We start from the raw sequence: 21834 nt of genomic DNA, 5'->3' as shown, positions 1-21834 counted from the left end.
TCTCGATAGTCGATTAAACTGAGACATTTACTCCAGCCCGAACAGCGCCAGAATCGATCCATCATGAGGCCAAAAGCCCTGCCGAATTATCAGTATTCCTTCTCGTAGAAGATGCCGCCCTTGGCTTCGCCGGCATCGTTGGCCTCGCCGCGCAGCTTGACGCCGCGCCCGACATTGAGGTCGATCGTAGCCTTGCCCGAGCCCGGCTTGTCGCCCTTCTGGATCGTGACATAGGTGCGGTCGTTGAGGTATTTGCCCGCCGAAACCGCCGTGCCGCCCTGGTCGTCGGTGGTGACGTCGAGATCGTCGACGCCAATGGCGCTGCGCAGGTTTTCCAGAAGCGACGTCGAGCCGCCGACGCCGGCCAGTTGCCCGGCGGCCTCGGCTAACTGGGCGATCTGCAGCGGCGACAGGTTCGACATCGAGCGGCCGAAGATCAATTGCGCCAGCACCTCGTCCTCGGGCAGCGCCGGCACCGAGGAGAAGGTGAACTTCGGATTGGTCGCTTCGCCCGACACCACGATGGTGACGGTGGCGCTGGTCGTCGTCGTGGTCGCCGTCAAATTGAGATAGGGCACCAGCGAGCCGGAAAACCCGACCGTGCCTTCGGTTAAGGTCAGCCGCTTGCCGAGGATCGACAGCCGTCCGCGCTGCAAGGTGAAGGTGCCGACCGCTTGCGGCGACGAGGCCGGGCCGGTCAGCCTGAGCGAGCCGCCAAGTTCGGCATCGACGCCCCTGCCCTGGATGAAGATCTGGTTCGGGGCGTTGACCGTGACATCGAGCGCAAGGCCGCTACCGCCGCCCTTGCCGCTGGTCGTCGGCGGCCGCAGCGCCTTGTCCTGTGCCTTGACCGCAGCTGGCGCGTTCTTGTGCTTGACGTCGAGCGCCGCCAGCGAGCCCGGCAATTTGTCCGGAACCGTGATCACCGTCTTGGCGAGATTCACGGTGCCGGCAATGACCGGTGCGGAGGTCAGCGGTCCCTTGATCGTCAGGTCGCCCCCGAGATTGGCGGTCACCACCCTTCCGTCCGTATAGCGGCCGTCGACCAGCTTGATCGACAAATCGGCCGGAAAACCCTGCGCCGGGTTGATGCCGACCGTGCCGCTGGCCGACAGGCTGCCGCGCGTCGACAGCGTTCCGGTCAGCCGGTTGATCCTGGCGACGCCGCCGGCAATCGTGACATCGGCGGCGAGATCGTTGACGGCGAGGCCGGAGCGCGCATCGACAAGGCGCGCACCGGAGGTGCTGACGCTGCCACCGATGGCGGGCGATGTCGCGGGACCGCGCACCTGCACGTTGACATTGGCGGTTCCAGACAGCGACAGGCCCTGCGCGGCAAGCTTCTGGCTGAGCAGGCCGAACGGCACGGCTCCATTGAAATCGAGCGCCAGCGTCGGCGTGCCTGCCGTCGTCACCGTGCCGCCGCCCTTGAGACCTAGGCCGGCTGCACCGCTGACATTGGCGTTGAAGGTCAGCTTGCTGGCGGCAAAGGTGCCGGATGAGGAAATATTCACCGCGCCGACACCAGCACCTCGGGTCTGCGAGGTCTGCACCCCGGCCGCGTCGATCTTGAAGGCAATGGCAGGGTTCGCCGGCGCGCCCGTCACCTTGACCGTGCCCGAAATCGAGCCGGCGGCGTCGAGCCCCGGCGAGAAACTGTTGGCCAGCGACATCGGCACCCGCGCCAGTGTCGCGTTGATGTCGAGCGCCGTGCCGACCTTGCCGGTCACCGTCGCCGTGCCACCCCCAAGGTTGAGCACCAGCCTGTCCAGCGTCGTCGTGCCATTGGCGATGCTGACGGTCGAGGCTTGGGCAATGGCCGCCTTGATGCCCTGGACGGTCGCCTGGCCGGAGGCAAGCTCGATGGTCGTCGTGCCGTTGGCCACTTTCACGCGGCCAGCAGCCTGTGCCGGAATGCCCTTGACTGTGGCGCCGCCGGAAAAACCGGTCCAGTCGCCGTCGCGCTTCAAATCGACATCGATGCCGCTGATCACGGTGCCGCCCGAAATGACGGTGTCGGCGCGGATCTTTCCGGAGATCACGGGCGCCGCCAGATAGTTGGCGACCAGCGCATCGATCGAGACGGCTTTCGCCTGCAGGTCGCCGCGCGTAATCGACGCTGTCGCCGCCTTGATGGCGACCTGGGGTGCTGCGCCATTCTTCGAGAAGGCAATCGTGCCGCGTACGTCGCCTTCGGCCTTTTCCAGCGCCAGTGCCGCCAGCGGTCCGATATCAGGCAGGTCGAGCGCGATGGTGCCGACCGGCACGAACTTCTCGTCCAGTGCCAGATCGCCTGAAATCCTGTTCTTGCCGAGCGACAGCAGCAGCCCGTTGATGGCGCTCTTGCCGTCAGCCGTCGCCAGCACCGCGCTGCCTTGCAGCGCCTGGCCGGCGACATTGCCGGTCAGTTGCACGTTGGCTGCCGGATTGGCGGCATCGGCCTTGCCGGTGGCGGTCAGCTTCAACCCGGTGATCTCTCGCGCCGCCACCAGCAGCCTGTCGCTGTCGACCGTCAGTGACAGGTCCGGCGCGGTGGCCGGCCCCTGTGCCTTCAACGCAAAGGCGATGGCGCCCTTGGCATCCTTCGACAGCAGAGAGATGTCGCTCAGCGCGCCCTTGATGTCGGCGGCCACCTTGTTGTCGGCAAGGCTGGCTTGCCCGTCGGCAGTCAGCGCACCCGAGGTCAACTTCAATCCGCCTATGTTGATGCTGCCCTTGGGATCGCGCTTCAGCGTGGCGCTGATCTCAGCGCGTTCGCCAAGCATGCCGCGCGCCGCCGCCGGCAAGGCCGACGATGGGGCATCCGCCTTCAGATTGAGGTCGATGGCACCGTCTCGCAGCGATACCTGGCCGGCGACCTGGCTGTTCAACGCATCGCTCTTGAGCGAGCCGCTGTCGATGGCAAACAGGTCGGCCGTCAGGCGGCCGCTGACGGCTGCCGTGACCTTGCCGGCGATCAGCGGCGCGATCACCGGATTGTCGAGACCGACCTCGTCCACCGACACTGTGCCGGAAACCGGCCCTGCACGGTTCTTGAGATCGAACGCATCCGAGTGCAACGCCAGGGCAAGCCCCTCCACCCTCGCCGGACTGGTGACGATCGAGGGCAGGATCGCGGAGATATCCAGGCGGGCCCGCGTGCTCTCGCCCGCCACCTTTGCCGACAGCGACTGGATCTCGATCTTGACCGGACTCTCGGCGCTGCCGACAGTCAGGGGCAGGCTGGGGCCGGATGATATGAGATCCAGCGCAAAATCGCTAGCGCCGTTCGGGTTGAGGGTGCCGGCGGCCTTGCCGGAAATCTTGTCGCCGGTCAGCGTCGCCTGATCGAGCATCACGCCGCCGGCCAAGGTGTAGCTGCCGGCCGCATCGACGGCGAGCAGCCCGAGCCCGGCCTGCCGGGTCTGGCTGGTTTCGATTCCGGTCAGTTGCGCATTGAAGCGGACATCGGGAGCGGCTGGCGGTCCGGTCACACCAGCCGTGCCGCTGAGCGTGCCCACAGCATCGAGGCCGGGCGAAAATTCATTGGCGAGCGCCGCGGGCAGTGCCGAAAATTGCGCCGCAAGGTCGAGCGTCTGACCGGCAGTGCCCGACAGCGTCACCGAACCGCCGCCGACATCGAGAGCCAGTTTCTCGATGCTGGTCGTGCCGTTGGCGATGCTCATTGTCGACGCCTGAGCGATTGCCGCCTTGATGCCGCGAACAGTGGCTTCGCCCGAGGCAATCTCGACGCTGGTCGTGCCATCGGCGATCTTCACCCGGCCGGCAGCGGTTGCCGGAATGCCCGCTATGGTGGCGCCGCCGGTGAAATTAGTCCAGTCGCCTTCGCGCTTCAGGTCGACGCCGATGCCGCCGATTTCGGTGGTTCCGGAGGTGACGCTGTCGGCCTTGATCGTACCCGCGATCGCAGGCGCCTTGAGATAATTGGCGATCAGCGCATTGACGGTGATGGCCTTGGCCGTCACCTCACCGCGCGCGATCGATGTGCTCTTCGCATCGATCGCAACGGAGGGCGCGTCGCCATCCTTGGCGAAGCGGATGGTTCCGTTGATGTCGCCCGTTATCGCCTGGCCGGCAAGTGCGGCCAGCTGGTCGATAGCGGGTGCATCGAGCGTCAGCGTGCCGAGCGGCATGAATTTGTCGTCGAGCGCGAGATCGCCCGAGACCTTGTTGTCGCCCAGCGAGACCAGGAATCCGTTGATCGAACGCTTGCCTTCGCTCGTCACCAGCGCTGCCTTGATGTCGAGCGGCTGGTCGTTGACGGAGCCGGTCAGCGATACGTTGGCGGCGGGACTGGTGATATCGGCCTTGCCGCTTGCCGTCAGCTTGATGCTCTTCACCGTGCGGCCCGATGCCGTCAGGCTGTCGCTGTCGGCGGTAACGGTGAAATCCGGCGCCGTCATGGCGCCACTTGCCGACAGCGCGAAATCGACGCCACCGGCAACCGGCACGCCGACTGTCGGCGACAGCACGGAAACGTCGCCCAGTTTGCCCTTGATGTCGGCCTGGATGTCGGTGCCTTGCATGCTGGCCGTGCCGGCGGCGCTGAGCGTGCCGGACGTGAACTCGATCGAGTTGGCGGCGAAAGACCCTTGCGGGTCGCGGGCCGCGCTCGCCGAGAATTTCACCCTAGCGCCGAGCACCGAGGCGATCTGCGGCGGAAAGGCCGTCGCCACGGCATCCGCGTTCATCTTGAGCTGCATCGACAGGTCGGCAAGCGCCACCGTCGCGGTCAGCGAAGCGTTGAGCGCGTCGGAACGCAGCGTGCCCTGGTCGATGGCAATGGCGTCCTTGCTGACCGACCCGGCCAGGTCGACATCGATCTTGCCGGTGATCAGCGGCGCCAGCGTCGCCACGTCGGTGTTGAGGCCGCCCGCCTCCAGCTTGACGGTGACCGGCCCGGCGCGGTTCTGGATGTCAAAACCGTCGGAATGGATCTGGGCCGCCAGATCATCCAGCCGCGTGCCGCCGGCGACGATGGAGACGAAGGAGGCGCCGACGTCGATGATCGGCGCCTTGCCGTCGCCGAAGGCGCGGGCGGTGGCATTGCTGATCGCCAGCGTGATCGGCTGCGCCTTGCTGCCGACGCTGATCACCACGGGTGGACCCTTGGCGGCGAGTTCGACCGAGAGGTCGCTGGCGCCGGCAGGATCGACAATGCCGGTCGCGGTGCCGTGCACCGCATCGCTGTCGATGTTGGCGCGGTCGACACTGACGCCACCGGCCGATGTGGCGGTGCCGGCAATGTCGAAACTGGTCTTGCCGGCAAACAGCGGCTTGAGATTCTCAGGCAGGAAGCGGGCGAAATCGCCGTCGCCCTTGGCCTCGATATGATTGCCCTTGTCGGTCAGTTGGTGGCGACCCGTCAGCTGGGTGACGATCTTGCCGTCGACCGAGAACGTGCCGATGCCGTTCCAATTGGCGAGCGGCCCGGTGCCCGAGACATTTATGTCGACCGGCGGCGTGTCGGGCAGCTTGAGCAGGTTGGCGATGATACCGCCTGCCGGCTCCGAGGCCTTCAGGTCGAGATCGAGCCTGTTGTCTGCCGGCGCAAAGTGGATCTTGGCGTCGACATTACCTTGCTTGCCGTCATGGCGGGTGATGTTGAGCACCGTCTCGACCGCCAGTGGCGCGGCATCGGCCTTGACCGATCCCTTGGCCGCAAGCTCTGCGATGCCGCTGCCGGCCAGTTGCTGGCCAAGCGCGATCTCGGGCAGATCGATCTGCTTGATGTCGATGGAAACCGGCAGCGTCGCCGTGCCCCCGCTCGGCGCTGGCTGCGTGCTGGCCACCGGCAATCGCGCCAACTCAATACGCTCGGCAGCGATACGGTCGGCGCTGAAGTTTTTCGACAGCAGCGCCAGCGGCGACCAGTCGACGGCCACCTTGCGCGCCACCAGCCAGGCGCCCTCGCGGTCCTCCAGCACGACATGGTCGACGCTTAGCGCCCCGGACCAGACGCCGTCTATGCCGCTGACCGTGATCTTGCGGTCGTCGTTCGAAGCCAGCCGCGAAATGATGCCGGCGAGATTGTCGCGGCCGCGCTCGGTCTTGGTCAGCACGACCAGCGCGCCGATCGCTCCCGCAACCACGATCAGCAGCGTGTAGAGAACAATGCGGAGGATGCGCCAGACTGTTTTCATCGCTCAGAATGCCTGTCCGATGCCGGCATAGATGCCGAAATGCGGGTCACCCGGATCGCGGTTGAGCGGCACGGCGGCATCGATGCGCAGCGGCCCGAACGGCGTGACATAGCGCAGGCCGACGCCGGCGCCGACCTTGACGTCGGCGAAATCGGGGACCGGCTTGGTCGACACGGTGCCGGCGTCGACGAACGGCACGATGCCGATCGTGTCGGTGATGGCGATGCGCATCTCGACCGAGGTTTCGAAGAATGACAGGCCGCCGATCGGCTGGCCGGTGAAGTCCTTGGGTCCGATGCCCTGATAGGCATAGCCGCGCACCGAACCGCCGCCCCCGGAATAAAAGCGCCGGTCGGCCGGCACATGTTCGAGGCTGGTGCCGACGATCGAACCGATAGCGACACGTTCGGCCAGGACGAACTTCGAAGCCGAATCCAGCGACTGATAGGCCGACCCTTCGCCCTTCAGCTTCAGGAACGCCGCACCGCTCAAAATGTCGTAGCTCGGCTCGGCATAGGCCAGCACCCGGAAGCCGCTTGTCGGGTTCAGCCGGTTGTCCCGGTTGTCGTAGACATATTGCAGCGGAATGCTGGCGATCAGGTATTTGTGCTTGCCGAAAGCGTCGTGGATGCGGGAATAGTCGAGCGCCACTTCCGCCGAAACCGTCTGCTTCTTCGTCAGTTCGTAGGACAGCCCGGTACTGCCCTTGACCGAGAAATGGTCGTAGGCGTCAGGATGTTCGAGCACCGTCTTGACGCTGGCGAAGAACTTCGATGCCGGCCCGATCACGCCCGGCTTTTCGAACATGATGCCGGCATTGTAGTTGAGCTCGCCGAGATCGTTGCTGCCGATGCCGCTGATCTTGCCCTCGATGCGCAGCTTCTCGGCCCGGCCGAACAAATTGCGGTGGCCCCAATAGCCCTCAAGGCCCAGCCCCTCGGTGTTGGAAAAAGTGCCGCCGACGCCGAAATAGCGTGGCTTGCGCTCGCTGACCTGGACGCCGATCGGAATGTTGCGGTCGGCATCGAGCGTGTCGGCTTCCTTGAACGTCACGCTGTTGAAGACCTCGAGCGCCAGCAGCCGGTCGCGCGCGTCGTCGATTTCTTGCGGCGAATATTGCCGGCCGCGCTTGAGGCCGGTCATGTATTCGGTGAAGTCACGGTCGACCTTCTCGGTGCCTTCCACCGTTGTGTCGCCATAGCCGGCGACCGGCCCGGCGGCGACCGTCAGCGTCACGTCGAGCGTCGAAGTAGCGTGGTCGGCGACGATCTGCCGGGCCGTTATCTTGGCCAGCGGCCTGCCCTCCTCCTTCAGCGCCCGCACGATCAGGGCCTCAGCCTTGAGCACAGCGCCGGATCCGGCATCGCCGCCTGAAATCAGGCCGTAATCGGCGCTCATCAGCCCTGCCGCATCGCCCTCAAGGTGGATATTGCCCAAGGTGAATTTCGGCCCGGTGGCAATGTCAATGACCACGGGAACCGGCTGCGGCCCCTTGAATTCGGCATCCGGCGGCAAATCGTCGAGCGGCTTGCCGTCTATGGTGACGGTGACGACGCCTTCGTAACGGGCATCGGCATAAAGCGCGGCGACAAGCTGTTCGCGGTCGCTGCGCGCCTTGGCCATCAGCCCGAGCGAGCCTGAAACGGGACGCTCCTCGTCACTCTTCAGCGCCGAGGCATTTTCGAGCTTCTTGACCAGATCCTTGTCGGCGTCGGGGGCGTTGATGGTCACGGCGTAGCGCAGGGGATCGACGATATCGGCATCCTCGTCGCTGGACGATCCCCACAGCTTGATGCCGAAAAGCTCGAAAGCGGCCGCCGGGCGCGATTCGGCGACCAGCACGGTCGAGCACATCATGACTAGCAGCAGGGCATGCGGAAGCGCACGCCCTGGCGCGCGACCTCCTGACATCTGCTCTTCATGCTCCGGCATTAAGACAACCTAGATTACAAAACTAAAATTGGAATGAAGTTCTGAAGCGCTCGTAAAGGGGCCACAATCCAATTGTCTGAAATAGGGCGGGCTTGGAATTCACACCTTTTGCGTCGCCGCAAGAATGCGTGATCCCCTGTCCTATGGAGGTACTACCGGTCATCGGCCGGAAAGGAAACCGCTGGCAGGCGGAACCCTGCCGCGTCCTTGTGTTGACAAGCCTGACTGAAGCTTGATCATGCCCGGACGTCAGCTGTGTCTGGAGGGGTGTTATGGCAATGCGCGCGGCTCGTGGTCTGTCTATCCTGATTCTCCTGTTTTTCGCCTGGGCCAATGTCCTGGCCTGGAGCAGCGCCGCGCAAGCGGCCGAGGCCCGGCGAATAGCGACAACGGACAATTCCGACTATTTCGGCTTTGATCTCAGGTCCGACCAGAATGTGACAATCGACCAGTGCAAGACGACATGCCTGGGAGACCCGGCCTGCCGCGCCTTCACCTACAACAAAAAAGCCAAATGGTGCTTCCTCAAATCCGACTACAACCAGTTGAAAACCTTCAACGGCGCGGTCGCGGGCAAGGTCGTCAACATCGATGGCGACCCTGATATCGGCGCGCCGCCGGAACTCGCCTTCTTCCCCAACTGGATGTCCGACCAGGCCCAGCAATACCGCAACAAGCTGCTCGGCCCGGCCTATGACAGACCGACAGAAGGCATGGCAGCCTTGCTGAGCGCCGCCGAACAGGCCGTACTGACCGGCGACCACCGCTCGGCCATGCTGAAATACGAGGCAGCGGTCTCGGTGCTGCCCGATGATGGCCAGCTCTGGCTCAACCTGGCGCGTGAAACGCTGGCCGTTCAGCCCGCCGCCAGCACATCCGAAGCTTCCACTTTACCGACGAACGGCACTTCGGCCGCATTCAACGCCTATAAATTGTTGCGCACCACCAAGACGCGCGCCGAAGTGCTGGCGCTGCTCGGCAACGGCCTCGACAAGCGCGATCTCTACCGGCCGGCGCTGCAGGCCTATGAGGCCAGCCTTGCCCTGAACCCTTCGCCGACGGTCCAGGCCTACTATGCCGATCTCAAGGCCCGCAAGGGTTTTCGCGTCATCGACCATACCGTCGACGCCGACACCAGCGCGCCGCGCATCTGCGCGCAATTCTCCGAGGATCTGGTCAAGACCGGCGTCGACTACGCGCAGTTCGTCACCGTCGACAACGCGCCACCCAAGGGCGTCGAGGCCAAGGACAAGCAGATCTGCGTCGAAGGGCTGGAGCATGGCCAGCACTACGACGTCACCTTCCGCGCCGGCCTGCCGGCGGCAATCGGCGAAGTGACCGCGGCTCCCGTGGTGCTGTCGATCTATGTGCAGGACCGCGCACCGTCCGCCCGCTTCACCGGTGACAGCTTCGTGCTGCCGGCCGGCGCGCGCCGCGGCATTCCCGTCGTCACCGTCAACATGAACGCCGCCGAGATGAAGCTCTACCGCATCGGCGATCGTTCGCTGGCCCAGCTTCTGTCGGGCTACCAGTTCCTGCACCAGCTCGACGGCTATGACATCTCCAACATTTCCGAACAGATGGGCGCGCCGGTCTGGCAAGGCCAGCTCGACATCGCCAATGATCTCAACAAGGAGGTCACCACCTCCTTCCCGGTTGATGAGGCGCTGCCGCAGCGCAAGCCCGGCGTCTACGTGCTGACCGCCCAGGCCGTCAACGACAAGAGCGACGACTACAATTCGATGGCCACGCAATGGTTCGTCGTCTCCGACATCGGTCTGTCGACCTATACCGGCCAGGACGGGCTCAATGTCTTTGCCCGTTCGCTGGGCAGCGCCAAGCCGATCGCCGGCGCCGAACTGACGCTGGTTGCCAGGAACAATGAGGTTCTCGGCACGGCGACGTCGGATGCCGACGGCCATGCCGTCTTCAACCCCGGCCTGACGCGCGGCGACGGCGGCATGGTCCCGGCCGTGCTGATGGCCAAGCAGGGCGACAATGATTTCGTCTTCCTCGACATGGGCCGGGCCGGCTTCGACCTGTCCGACCGCGGCGTCACCGGACGCGCGGCGCCCGGCGCGCTCGACGTCTATGCCTGGACCGAACGCGGTATCTACCGCGCCGGCGAGGATGTCCATGTCGCCGCCCTTGCCCGCGACGGCGCCGCCAAGGGGGTCGAAAACCTGCCGTTGACCTTCATCTTCTCGCGTCCCGACGGTGTCGAGGATCGCCGCATCGTCAGCGACGGCGCCTCCGCCGGCGGCCATGCCGTCGACCTGCCCCTCGCACCCAACGCCATGCGCGGCACCTGGTCGGTGTCGATCTACACCGATCCCAAGCAGCCGGCGGTGGCCAGCCAGATGTTCCTGGTCGAGGATTTCGTACCGGATCGCATCGAATTCGACATGAAGGCCGACAAGCAGGAGATTGCCCAGGGCGAAACCGCCAACATCGACATTGACGGCCGCTTCCTCTATGGCGCGCCGGCGGCGGGCCTGGCGCTGGAAGGCGAGCTGACGCTGTCGACGTCGCGCGACTGGGACCGCTTCCAGGGCTTTTCCTTCGGTCTCGCCGACGAGCAGTCGGCCGAACCCACGGTCACCCCCCTCGCCGATCTGCCGGTGGTCGGCGATGACGGCAAGGTGACCTTCCCGGTCTCCGTCGACCAACTGCCCTCGACCACCAAGCTGGTCGACGCCAAGGTGACGGTGAGGATGCGCGAATCCGGCGGCCGCGCCATAGAGCGCTCGCTCAACATCGGCATCCGCCCGCAAGGCCATATGATCGGCATCCGTCCGGATTTCGCCGACAATGAAGTGCCGCAGGGTGGCACCGCCAAGTTCAGCCTGATCGCCGTCGATCCCGACGGCAAGCGCGAGGCGCTGAAAGGCGCGCAGTGGACGCTGGTCAAGGTCGAACGCAATTACCAGTGGTACCGCTCCAACAATTCCTGGAACTACGAGCCGGTCAACTTCACCAAGTCGATCGCCAACGGCCAGGTCGACCTCAGCGCCGACGGCGACGCAACGGTCTCCGTGCCGGTCGACTGGGGTCAGTACCGCCTCGAAGTCGAGACATCGGATCCCGAGGGACCGGCGACAAGCTACGAGTTCGATGCCGGCTGGTATGTCTCCTCGACCACCACCGAAACGCCTGACGGCCTCGAAATCGCCCTCGACAAGGACAATTATGCCGCCGGCGAAGTGGCCAGGCTGAAAGTCTCGCCGCACTTTGCCGGCGAACTTCTCATCAACATCGGTTCCGACAAGCTGTTGAAGACCGTCACGGCATCCGTGCCGGCCGGCGGCAGCACCGTCGACATCCCGGTCGGCGACGACTGGGGCGCCGGCGCCTATGTCACCGCAACCCTGTTCCGGCCGGGCGAGGCGCAGGAAACGCGCATGCCGGCGCGCGCCATCGGCGTGAAATGGCTGAAGGTCGATCCGGGCTCGAAGAAGCTCGCGGTCACCCTGACGCCGCCGGACAAGACCATGCCGCGCCAGCAGCTGTCGATCCCGGTTTCGGTCGCCGGCGTGCAGCCGGGCAGCAATGCCTATGTCATGGTTGCCGCCGTCGATGTCGGCATCCTCAACCTGACCAACTACAAGGTACCGGACCCGGAGAGCTGGTTCTTCGGCCAGCGCATGCTGGGCATGGAAATCCGCGACATCTACGGCCGCCTGATCGACGGCTCGCTTGGCAACACCGGCAAGCTCAGGACCGGCGGCGACGGCGCCAACATGCAGGCGCAAGGCAGCCCGCCGACCGAAAAGCTGGTCGCCTTCTTCTCCGGTATCGTCGAGCTCGATGCCGACGGCAAGGCGCGGGTCGACTTCGACATCCCGCAGTTCAACGGCACCGTGCGCGTCATGGCCGTCGCCTGGACCAAGGATGCGGTCGGCCACGCCCAGTCCGATGTCATCGTGCGCGATCCCATCGTGATCACCGCCGGCCTGCCGCGCTTCCTGGCGCCTGGTGACGCCGCCGTCATGCGCCTCGATGTCGCCCACACCGATGGTCCGGTTGGCGACTATGCGTTCTCGATCGAAACGACGGGCGACTTGTCGACCGGCGACAAGCCCCTGCCCCAGAAGCTGACGCTCGCCCAGGGCAAGCGCCAGACGCTGACCGTGCCGCTGATCGCTCAGACGGCCGGCAATGCCTCGCTCACCATCAAGCTCGCCCATGCCGACGGCACCAAGGTCGAGCAGACGCTCTATGTGCCGGTGCGCCCGGCGCAATTACCGGTGACCACCCGGCTGGTGGTTGACCTCAAAGGTGATGGCGGAGCGCTGCGCGTCGACAAGGAACTGCTGGCAGCCAGCCTGCTCAACGGCGCCTCCGTCAGCGTCGGCGTTTCGCAGGCCGCCGCCTTCGACGTGCCGTCGCTGCTGATGACGCTCGACCGCTACCCCTATGGTTGCGCCGAGCAGACCACCAGCCGCGCCATGCCGCTTCTCTACGTCAATGAGTTGGCATCCGGCATCGGCATGGCCAGCGATCCCGATATCCATGGCCGCATCCAGGACGCCATCTACAAGGTTCTGAGCTACCAGGCTTCGGGCGGCAGCTTCGGCCTGTGGGGTCCGGGCTCCGGCGATCTGTGGCTCGATGCCTATGTCACCGACTTCCTGACCAGGGCGCGCGAGCAGAAATACGACGTGCCGAGCCTGGCCATGAACCAGGCGCTGAGCAATCTGCAGAACTCGCTCGGCTACGACCAGAGCGTCCAGGACCGTGGCAGCGAGATCGCCTACGCCCTCTACGTTCTGGCCCGCAACAAGAAGGCCTCGATCGGCGACCTGCGCTACTATGCGGACACCCAGCTCGAAGCTTTCTCAAGCCCGATGGCCGTTGCCCAGCTGGCGGCAAGCCTGGCGCTCTACGGCGATACACCGCGCGCCGAAGCCACCTTCAAGACTGCCTTGCAGTTGGCAAAGTCCACCACCGACTACGACTACTACCGCTCCGACTACGGTTCGCGGCTGCGTGATGGCGCGGCGATGCTGGCGCTGGCGGCGGAATCCAAGCCGGTGCCGACAATCGTGCCGGAACTGATCAAGCTGGTGACCAGGGAACGCGCCGAAGCCCGCTGGACCAGCACCCAGGACGAATCCTGGATGCTGCTTGCGGCCCGCGCGCTGAAGGAAGGCAATGATTCGATCACGCTGGCCGTCAATGGCGCGGCGCATTCCGGCGGCTACTCCAACCAGGTGGAAGGCTCTGACCTGGCCGACAGCCCGCTGACCATCGCCAACACCGGCAAGACCCCGCTGCAGGCAGTCGTTACCACCGTGGCGTCGCCGGTCCAGCCCTTGCCGGCCGGCGGCGACGGCTTCACCATCAGCCGCACCTACTACAAGCTCGACGGCACCGAGGCCAATGTCACCGAGGCGACGCAGAACGAACGCTATGTCGTCGTGCTCAAGGTCAACGAGCAGAACAAATGGCCGTCGCGCCTGCTGGTCACCGACCTGTTGCCGGCCGGCTTCGAGATCGACAATCCCGGCCTGGTCTCCAGCGCCCAGCTGACGAACTTCTCCTGGCTGGCGCAGACCGATGCGGCCCATCTCGAATTCCGCGACGACCGTTTCGTCGCGGCGTTCAACCCGGCCGATGGCGATCATGACCACAATCTGACACTCGCCTATGTCGTGCGCGCGGTGACGCCGGGTACCTATGCGCACCCGGCGGCAACGGTGGAGGACATGTACCGGCCGCAATATTCGGCCCGCACCGCCACCGGCATGATGGAGGTCAAGGCGCCGTAAGGCTCCGATGGTGATGGACGCGATAAGCAAAGTGCCCCCTCACCCGCCCTCCTCTTCGCTCGGTCGACCTCTCCCCGAGGGGAGAGGAGACGACCAGCGCCGGCGCCAGTCTCTTCTCCCCATCGGGGAGAAGGTGGCCGCGAAGCGGCCGGATGAGGGGGCGTCTTTCCAGCCATGAAGATACTTCGCAAACTCGCTATTGGAGCCGCAGGGGGCGCCTGCCTTTTGGCGCTCTCCGCAGCCAGCCTCTGGGAACTCGACCGTGCTTTCCCACCCCCGCTTCCAGCCGAACTCACGGTCTCCACCGAAGTCCAGGATCGCGACGGCGAATTGTTGCGCGCCTTTGCCACGCCGGACGGCTACTGGCGGCTCGAAACCCGCCTCGACCAGGTCGACAAGCAGTTCGTCGACATGCTGGTCACCTACGAAGACAAGCGTTTCTGGGACCATGAAGGTGTCGACGTGCTGGCGCTGGCCCGCGCCGCCGGCCAGTTCGCCACGAGCGGCCACATCGTCTCCGGCGGCTCGACGCTTTCGATGCAGCTTGCCCGGCTGATCGAGCCGCGCGAAAGCCGCAGCCTCGGCTCCAAGGTCAAGCAGATGCTGCGCGCCATCCAGATCGAGCGGCGATTGTCGAAACGCGAGATCCTCGAACGCTACCTGACGCTGGCGCCTTATGGCGGCAATCTGGAAGGCGTGCGCGCCGCCTCGCTCGCCTATTTCGGCAAGGAGCCGAAACGGCTCACCGTTTCCGAATCCGCCCTGCTCGTCGCTCTGCCGCAATTGCCGGAAAAGCGCCGGCCCGACCGCAATTTGAAGATCGCCCACGCCGCCCGCGACCGGGTGCTGACCCGAATGGTCTCCTCCCGCCTGCTCGGCGAGCGCGAGGCCGCACGGGCCGCCCTCGACGATGTCTCGGACCTGCGCCGCACGCTGCCGGCGCTCGCCGCGCACGCCGCCTATGCGATGTTGCCCAAGGCCGTCCCCGGCCAGCCCTTGCAGCTGACGATCCGCAAGAGCGTCCAGGAGGGGCTGGAACAGGTGGCGAGGGACGCGGCCACCAAGCTCGGCCCTCGCCTGTCGGTCGCTATGGTGCTGGCCGACTCCCGCACCGGCGACATCCTTGGCGAAGTCGGCTCGGCCAATTTCTTCGACGCCAGCCGCTCCGGCTGGATCGACATGACAAAGATCGTCCGCTCGCCCGGCTCGACGCTGAAGCCCTTCATCTACGGTCTGGCCTTCGAACAGGGCCTCGTGGCGCAGGAAACGCTGATCGACGACAGCCCCGTCGATTTCTCCGGCTACCGACCGAAGAATTTCGATATGGGCTACCAGGGCGATGTCAGCATCCGGCAAGCGCTGCAATTGTCGCTCAATGTGCCGGCGATCCGCGTGCTCGACGCGGTCGGGCCAACGCGGCTGATGGCGCGCTTCCGCCAGGCCGGCGTCAGCCCCATACTGCCGGTCAACGAAGCCCCGGGCCTGGCCATCGGTCTTGGCGGCGTCGGGGTGACATTGCGCGACCTCGTCCAGCTCTACACAGGGCTCGCCAATGGCGGCAAGACGCACACGCTGCATGATGGCACCGAGCCTGCCAATGCCGAGCGCACCAGCGCCACCATCCTCGACGGTCAGGCCAACTGGCAGATCATCGACATATTGTCGGGCGTCAAGCCGCCCGAGGGTGCCTTGCAGCGCGGCATCGCCTACAAGACCGGCACCTCCTACGGCTATCGCGACGCCTGGTCGGTAGGCTTCGACGGCCGCTATGTGCTCGGTGTCTGGGTCGGCCGCCCCGACGCCGGCGCGGTGCCCGGCCTATCCGGCTATGTCTCGGCGGCTCCCATCCTCTTCGAGGGTTTTGTCCGCTCGGGCCTCGCCACCGTCCCCTTGCCGGGCAAGCCGCCCGGCGTGTTCAGCCCCAGGCGCGAGGACCTCCCGGTGACCCTCGCCCGCTTCGGCGCCGGGCCGGACGGACTGGTGCAGGCGACAGTGACCGAACCCGCACCGACCATCATCTTCCCGCCCGACGGCGCCCGCGTCGATCTCGGCACCAATTCGGCCGACGCCTCGCCACTGGTGCTGAAGCTGCAAGGCGGCCGGGCGCCGTTCCGCTGGCTCGCCAACGGCAAGCCGCTGGTAGGCATCGATCGTCGCCGCACCGCGACCTGGCAGCCCGACGGCGCCGGCTATTCGACGCTGACCGTCATCGACGCCGCGGGGCGTGCGGCGAGTGTGAAGGTGTTTGTCGAATAGATCGCGCCAAGAAGCGATTCATGGAATTGGCTTTCCACAGGCTCAGCGGATAGCAGGATACTCACCCCATGCCTGTTCCGAGGCACCCCCCTCTGGCCTGCCGGCCATCTCCCCCGCAAGGAGGGAGATCGGATGTCCTTTCCGCTTTCGCCAACTGTCAAAGACAATACGCAACGGCAAAGCTGCCAATCTCCCCCCTTGCGGGGGAGATGCCCGGCAGGGCAGAGGGGGGTGCCTCGCGCCATCTTCTATCGTCAGCAGCCTCAGCACTGGCAGCAACAATCCTTATCGCGGCAACCACACTCCCCGCTTTGGCCGATGCCCTGCCCGCCGGCTTTGTCCGGCTCGCCGATGTCGATCCCTCGATCCGCCAGGACATACGCTACGCCGGATCGGATAATTTCCTGCATCGCAAGGTGGACGGCTATGACGCCCCGGCCTGCATCCTCACTGGGCAGGCGGCAAAGGCACTGTCCGCCGTCCAGAAAGCGATCGCCGCCAAAGGCTTGACCCTGGTGTTGTTCGATTGCTACCGCCCTGCCCGCGCCGTCGCCGACATGAATGAATGGACGCGCGAGGGCGGGCCGCCCGATCCGCAATGGTATCCGAAGGTCAGGCGCAGCGACCTGATCGCCAACGGCTATGTCGGAGAGCTGTCGACCCATTCACGAGGCTCGACCGTCGACGTCGCCATCGCCCGGACGGACCGCAGGTCCAGCCCCAACCCGGCCTGTGGCGCGGTTGATGCCGACACGCTCGATTTCGGCACCGGCTTCGACTGCTTTGATCCGATGAGCGAAACCGCCCACCGCGGCCTTGCCAGTGAAGCGGCGGCAAACCGCAAGATGCTTGTCGACGCCATGCGCGCTGGCGGCTTCAAGAACTATGCAAGGGAATGGTGGCACTTCACGCTGAAAAGCGAACCGTTCGCCAGACAGCGTTTCGACTTTCCCATCACCGCCGATTGATGCACCGGACCAAATTCCACACCTTGCCTCGGCACCGCCCCTTGCTAGATAGGCTGAGTGGCCGGGCCATGGATTCTTCCTTTGGCCGCAAGAGGAAAATATTTCTCCTAACGGCGAAATGGCGTCGAACATTTTCTCAAGAGGGGCAAAAAAGGCAACATTGAATGCATCTAATTTCTACCAATTCGGTAGATTTGGCGCGGGTTCAACGGAGGCAGAAATGACCAAACCTCATTTCAGGAAACTGCTCGGCGCACTGGTCGCCACATCTGTCCAGTTCGGCACGCTCGGTTTCGCGTTTGCCGATACCACCATTCTCAACGTGTCCTACGATCCGACACGCGAGCTCTACAAGGCCTATGACGAAGCTTTCGTCGCGCATTGGAAGGCCGAGACCGGAGAGACGGTCACCGTCCAGCAGTCGCATGGCGGATCGGGCGCCCAGGCCCGCGCCGTGATCGATGGCCTCGACGCCGATGTGGTGACGCTGGCACTTGAAGGCGACATCAATGCCATCGTCTCGAAGGCGAAGAAGATCAATCCGGACTGGCGCACCAAATTCGAAAACAATTCAGCGCCTTACACCTCGACCATCATCTTCCTCGTTCGCAAGGGCAATCCCAAAGGCATTCACGACTGGAGCGACCTCGTCAAGGACGGTGTCCAGGTGATTACGCCTAATCCTAAAACCTCCGGCGGCGCGCGCTGGAACTATCTCGCCGCCTGGGCCTACGCTAACGCCAATGACGGCGGCGACGAGGCCAAGACCAAGGAGTTCGTCGGCAAGCTCTACGCCAATGCCCCGGTGCTCGACACCGGCGCGCGCGGCTCGACCGTGACCTTCGCGCAAAAGGGCTTGGGCGATGTGCTTATCGCCTGGGAAAACGAGGCCTATCTGGCGCTCGACGAGTTCGGTGCCGACAATTTCGACATCGTCTACCCGCCGACCTCGATCCTGGCAGAACCGCCGGTGGCGGTGGTCGACGCCAATGTCGATGCCAAGGGCACGCGCAAGGTCGCCGAAGCCTATCTGAGCTGGCTCTATTCCAAAGAAGCGCAGACGATCATCGCCAAGAACCATTATCGTCCTGCCAAGCCCGATCTGGTGCCGGCCGAAGACCTCGCCAAGCTGCCGCCGATCAAGCTCGTAACCATCGACGATCCACAGTTTGGTGGCTGGAAAAAAGCACAGCCTTATCATTTCGGCGATGGTGGTATATTCGACCAGATCTACAAGCCCCAGTAAGCAGTCGATATTCAGGACGACATGACCACAGCACCCGCCCAGGCGGGGTGGCGATTCAGGCAGCCGAGCGTAATTCCGGGTTTCGGATTGACGCTCGGCTTCTCGCTTGCCTACCTCACCCTCATTATCCTCATCCCGCTATCCGGGCTGCTCTGGCGCTCGGCCGCCCTTGGCTGGCCTGAATTCTGGGCGATCGCCACCGATCGCCGCACCATCAATGCGCTGAGAATCAGCTTCGGCACCGCCTTCGTCGCAGCTGCGGTCAACGTCGTCTTCGGCACGCTGGTCGCATGGGTGCTGGTGCGCTACCGCTTCCCCGGCCGCCGCATCGTCGATGCCATGGTCGACCTGCCCTTCGCCCTGCCGACGGCTGTGGCCGGCATCGCGCTGACCACGCTCTACGCGCCGAACGGCTGGATCGGCAAATTGCTGATGCCGCTCGGCATCAAGGTAGCCTATACGCCGCTCGGTATCGTCATCGCGCTGATCTTCATTGGCCTGCCCTTCGTCGTGCGCACCGTGCAGCCGATCATGGAGGAGATCGACAAGGAAGTGGAGGAAGCCGCCGCCACGCTTGGCGCCAATCGCTTCCAGATCATCACCCGCATCCTGTTTCCGGGCCTGGCGCCGGCCATCGTCACCGGCTTCGCGCTCGCCTTCGCGCGTGGCGTCGGCGAATATGGCTCGGTCATCTTCATCGCCGGCAACTTGCCCTACAAATCAGAAATCGCACCGCTGCTGATCGTTATTCGGTTGGAGGAATACAATTATCCGGCGGCAACCGCGATCGCGGCGATCATGCTCGCTTTGTCGTTCATCATGCTTTTGGTCGTCAACCTCGCACAGTCATGGAGCCGCAAGCGCTATGGCTGACCCGGAGATCAAATCCTACGAACCGCATCATGAAAGCCAGTCGGCGGCGGTCACGGAAAGCCGCCCTGCGCGCCTGGCTCTGATGGCCGTCGCCTTCGCCTTCCTCGGCATTTTCCTGCTCTTGCCGCTGATCATCGTCTTCAACGAAGCCTTCGCCAAGGGCATCGGTGCCTACACCGAAGCGCTCGGCAGTGCCGACACCCGCTCGGCGATCCGGCTGACGCTGCTGGTGGCGGCGATCTCGGTGCCGCTCAACATCGTCTTCGGCATCTCCGCCGCCTGGGCGATCGCCAAGTTCGAGTTCAAGGGCAAGGCCTTCCTGACCACGCTGATCGACCTCCCCTTCTCGGTCTCGCCGGTCATATCGGGCCTCGTTTATGTGCTTCTGTTCGGCGCCCAAGGGCTGCTCGGCACCTGGCTGAAAGCGCATGGCATCGTCATCCTGTTTGCCGTGCCGGGCATCGTGCTGGCCACAATCTTCGTCACCTTCCCCTTCGTCGCCCGCGAGTTGATCCCGCTGATGCAGGAACAAGGCAATGGCGACGAGGAGGCAGCGCTTTCGCTCGGCGCCAATGGCTGGCAGACCTTCTGGTACGTGACCTTGCCCAACGTCAAATGGGGGCTGCTCTACGGCGTGCTCCTGTGCAATGCGCGTGCCATGGGCGAGTTCGGCGCGGTATCGGTGGTGTCGGGTCACATACGCGGCCTGACCAACACCATGCCGCTGCATGTCGAAATCCTCTACAACGAGTACAACGCCGTCGGTGCCTTCGCCGTCGCTTCATTGCTTGCGGGCCTGGCGCTCGTCACGCTGGTCTTGAAAACACTTCTCGAGATGCGCTACGGCGCCGAGATCGCCGCAACACGCGGGCACTGACAAAGGGACCACTATGGAAGTTCGCGTTGCCAACGTGCGCAAGGAGTTTGACCGGTTTCCGGCGCTTCACGACGTCTCGCTCGACATCAAGTCGGGCGAACTGATCGCGTTGCTGGGACCGTCCGGTTCCGGCAAGACGACACTGCTCAGGCTGATTGCCGGGCTGGAGCGGCCGACACGGGGAAAGATATTCTTCGGCGACGAGGACGCCTCGCACAAGTCGATCCAGGAGCGCAATGTCGGCTTTGTCTTCCAGCACTATGCGCTGTTCCGGCATATGACGGTGGCGGACAATATCGGCTTCGGCCTGAAGGTCCGGCACGGACCGTCGCGCCCGCCGGCGCAGGAGATCCGCCGTCGCGCCTCCGAGCTTCTGGACCTCGTCCAGCTTTCAGGGCTCGAAAAGCGCTATCCGGCGCAGCTCTCCGGCGGCCAGAGGCAGCGCGTGGCGCTGGCGCGCGCCATGGCGATCGAGCCCAAGGTGCTGCTGCTCGACGAGCCGTTCGGCGCGCTTGACGCGCAGGTGCGCCGGGAATTGCGCCGCTGGCTGCGCGAAATCCATGACGCCACCGGCCATACCACCGTCTTCGTCACCCACGACCAGGAAGAGGCGCTGGAGCTTGCCGACCGCGTCGTGGTGATGAGCCAGGGCCGCATCGAGCAGGTCGGCACCGCCGACGATATCTACGACACGCCGAACTCGCCCTTCGTCTATGGCTTCATCGGTGAATCAAGCTCGCTTCCCGTCAAGGTCGAGAATGGCGAGATCTGGCTCGCCGACCGTCCGATCGGGATTGCCGCGCCCAACGAGCCCTCGGGCGATGCGACGCTCTATTTCCGCCCGCATGATGTCGAACTGCTGGACGGCTGCAGCGGCTGTATCGCCGGCACGGTCGCCGCCAGCCGCCGCGTCGCCGGCACGCGCCGGGTCGAGCTTGAGATCGGCGGAGAGCGCCAGCGGGTCGAAATCGAACTGCCCGTCGACCACCCCGCGGCGCAGAAAAGCCGGGTGGCGTTCCGCCCCGGACGCTGGAAGCTTTTTCCGGCGGCTTGATCCTCTGGTCGAGGGCTACGCCAGCCAGTTCTCGACCTTCAGGCCTTTGATCCGGTTGAACTCGCCCGTGTTGGCGGTCACCAGCGTGGCGCCCAATGCACAGGCATGAGCGGCAATAAAAAGATCGTTGTGGCCAATGGTCTGGCCTGCCGCTTCAAGCTCGGCGCGAAGTCCGCCATACTCGGCATCCACCGGCACATCGAGCGGCAAGACAGGAATCTCGGCCAGCAAGTCTTCAACCTTCTTGAGCAGCTTGGCCGATCCCTTCCTGGCGCAGCCATATCGCAATTCCGAGGCGACCACGATGCTGGTGCAAACCGCGTCATCTCCCTCGCGCGACATTGCCCTCGCGGCCTTGCCAGCCGGGTTTCGGATCATGTCGCTGATGATGTTCGTATCCAGCATGAACCGCATCTAGAAAATGTCCTCGGATTTGACTGGCGTGTCGTCGATCTCGGGGAAGTCGTCTTCAGGATCGAGCGGCAGCTCTTTCGCCCACTGGGCGAGCAACGCGGTGAGGCCAGGTTTGCGAACCGGCTCGATGACAAGACGATCGCCTTCCCGGCTGATCAGGACTTTTTCGCCGGGAAGCTCGAACTCGACAGGAATGCGCACCGCCTGGCTGCGGTTGTTGCGAAACAGCTTCGCCTCCTTGGGCGGCGTTGTTGAATGACGGTTCTGGGGCATGTTGCAGCTCTTTTGTATATGCCATTT

General features: G+C 64.6%; 11 protein-coding genes. 7 read left to right on the top strand and 4 right to left on the bottom strand.

Annotated features, from left to right (window positions below):
* Positions 1 to 89 precede the first annotated feature (89 nt).
* Positions 90 to 6143 carry a translocation/assembly module TamB domain-containing protein gene (locus tag EOA19_RS09840; RefSeq protein WP_128303436.1) on the bottom strand — a complete coding sequence of 2018 codons (6054 nt, stop codon included), beginning with the start codon at positions 6141 to 6143 and terminating at the stop codon, positions 90 to 92.
* A 3-nt stretch (positions 6144 to 6146) separates the two neighbouring features.
* A complete protein-coding gene (locus tag EOA19_RS09835) occupies positions 6147 to 8075 on the bottom strand; it encodes an autotransporter assembly complex family protein (protein WP_128303435.1) in 1929 nt (642 codons plus the stop codon).
* 272 nt (positions 8076 to 8347) lie between these two features.
* Between EOA19_RS09835 and EOA19_RS09830 the strand changes: the two genes are divergently transcribed.
* From EOA19_RS09830 to EOA19_RS09800, 7 genes are all read left to right on the top strand, one after another.
* Positions 8348 to 13846 carry an alpha-2-macroglobulin family protein gene (locus EOA19_RS09830; RefSeq protein ID WP_128303434.1) on the top strand — a complete coding sequence of 1833 codons (5499 nt, stop codon included), beginning with the start codon at positions 8348 to 8350 and terminating at the stop codon, positions 13844 to 13846.
* Positions 13847 to 14020: 174 nt separating this feature from the next.
* Entirely contained in the window at positions 14021 to 16102 is a 2082-nt protein-coding gene (gene pbpC, locus EOA19_RS09825; RefSeq protein WP_128303433.1) for a penicillin-binding protein 1C, read from the top strand.
* A 269-nt stretch (positions 16103 to 16371) separates the two neighbouring features.
* Complete coding sequence (locus EOA19_RS09820) at positions 16372 to 17070, top strand: M15 family metallopeptidase (protein ID WP_245486126.1); 699 nt, start codon at positions 16372 to 16374, stop codon at positions 17068 to 17070.
* Positions 17071 to 17290: 220 nt separating this feature from the next.
* Positions 17291 to 18316 (top strand): sulfate ABC transporter substrate-binding protein, encoded by a 1026-nt coding sequence (locus EOA19_RS09815; protein ID WP_127271865.1) that lies wholly within the window; start codon positions 17291 to 17293, stop codon positions 18314 to 18316.
* A gap of 21 nt (positions 18317 to 18337) precedes the next feature.
* Entirely contained in the window at positions 18338 to 19189 is an 852-nt protein-coding gene (gene cysT / locus EOA19_RS09810; protein ID WP_013530875.1) for a sulfate ABC transporter permease subunit CysT, read from the top strand.
* Positions 19182 to 20066, top strand: a complete 885-nt coding sequence (gene cysW / locus EOA19_RS09805) for a sulfate ABC transporter permease subunit CysW (RefSeq protein ID WP_127270916.1) — start codon at positions 19182 to 19184, stop codon at positions 20064 to 20066. Before cysT ends, cysW begins: the two co-directional genes overlap by 8 nt.
* 13 nt (positions 20067 to 20079) lie before the next feature.
* On the top strand, positions 20080 to 21120 hold the full coding sequence (locus tag EOA19_RS09800) for a sulfate/molybdate ABC transporter ATP-binding protein (protein ID WP_023813221.1): 1041 nt from the start codon (positions 20080 to 20082) through the stop codon (positions 21118 to 21120).
* A gap of 15 nt (positions 21121 to 21135) precedes the next feature.
* Here EOA19_RS09800 and EOA19_RS09795 read toward each other — a convergent pair whose 3' ends face one another.
* The gene (locus EOA19_RS09795) at positions 21136 to 21534 is read right to left on the bottom strand and encodes a type II toxin-antitoxin system VapC family toxin (RefSeq protein WP_023813222.1); all 399 of its coding nucleotides are present in this window, start codon (positions 21532 to 21534) and stop codon (positions 21136 to 21138) included.
* Positions 21535 to 21807, bottom strand: coding sequence for an antitoxin (locus tag EOA19_RS09790; RefSeq protein ID WP_128303537.1), 273 nt, complete (start codon positions 21805 to 21807; stop codon positions 21535 to 21537).
* Between the last annotated feature and the right edge of the window lie 27 nt (positions 21808 to 21834).

This window comes from Mesorhizobium sp. M7A.F.Ca.US.010.02.1.1 (assembly GCF_004023085.1).
In the GTDB taxonomy this organism is placed as follows: Bacteria; Pseudomonadota; Alphaproteobacteria; order Rhizobiales; family Rhizobiaceae; genus Mesorhizobium.
This window is presented reverse-complemented; position numbering and strand designations above follow the sequence as displayed.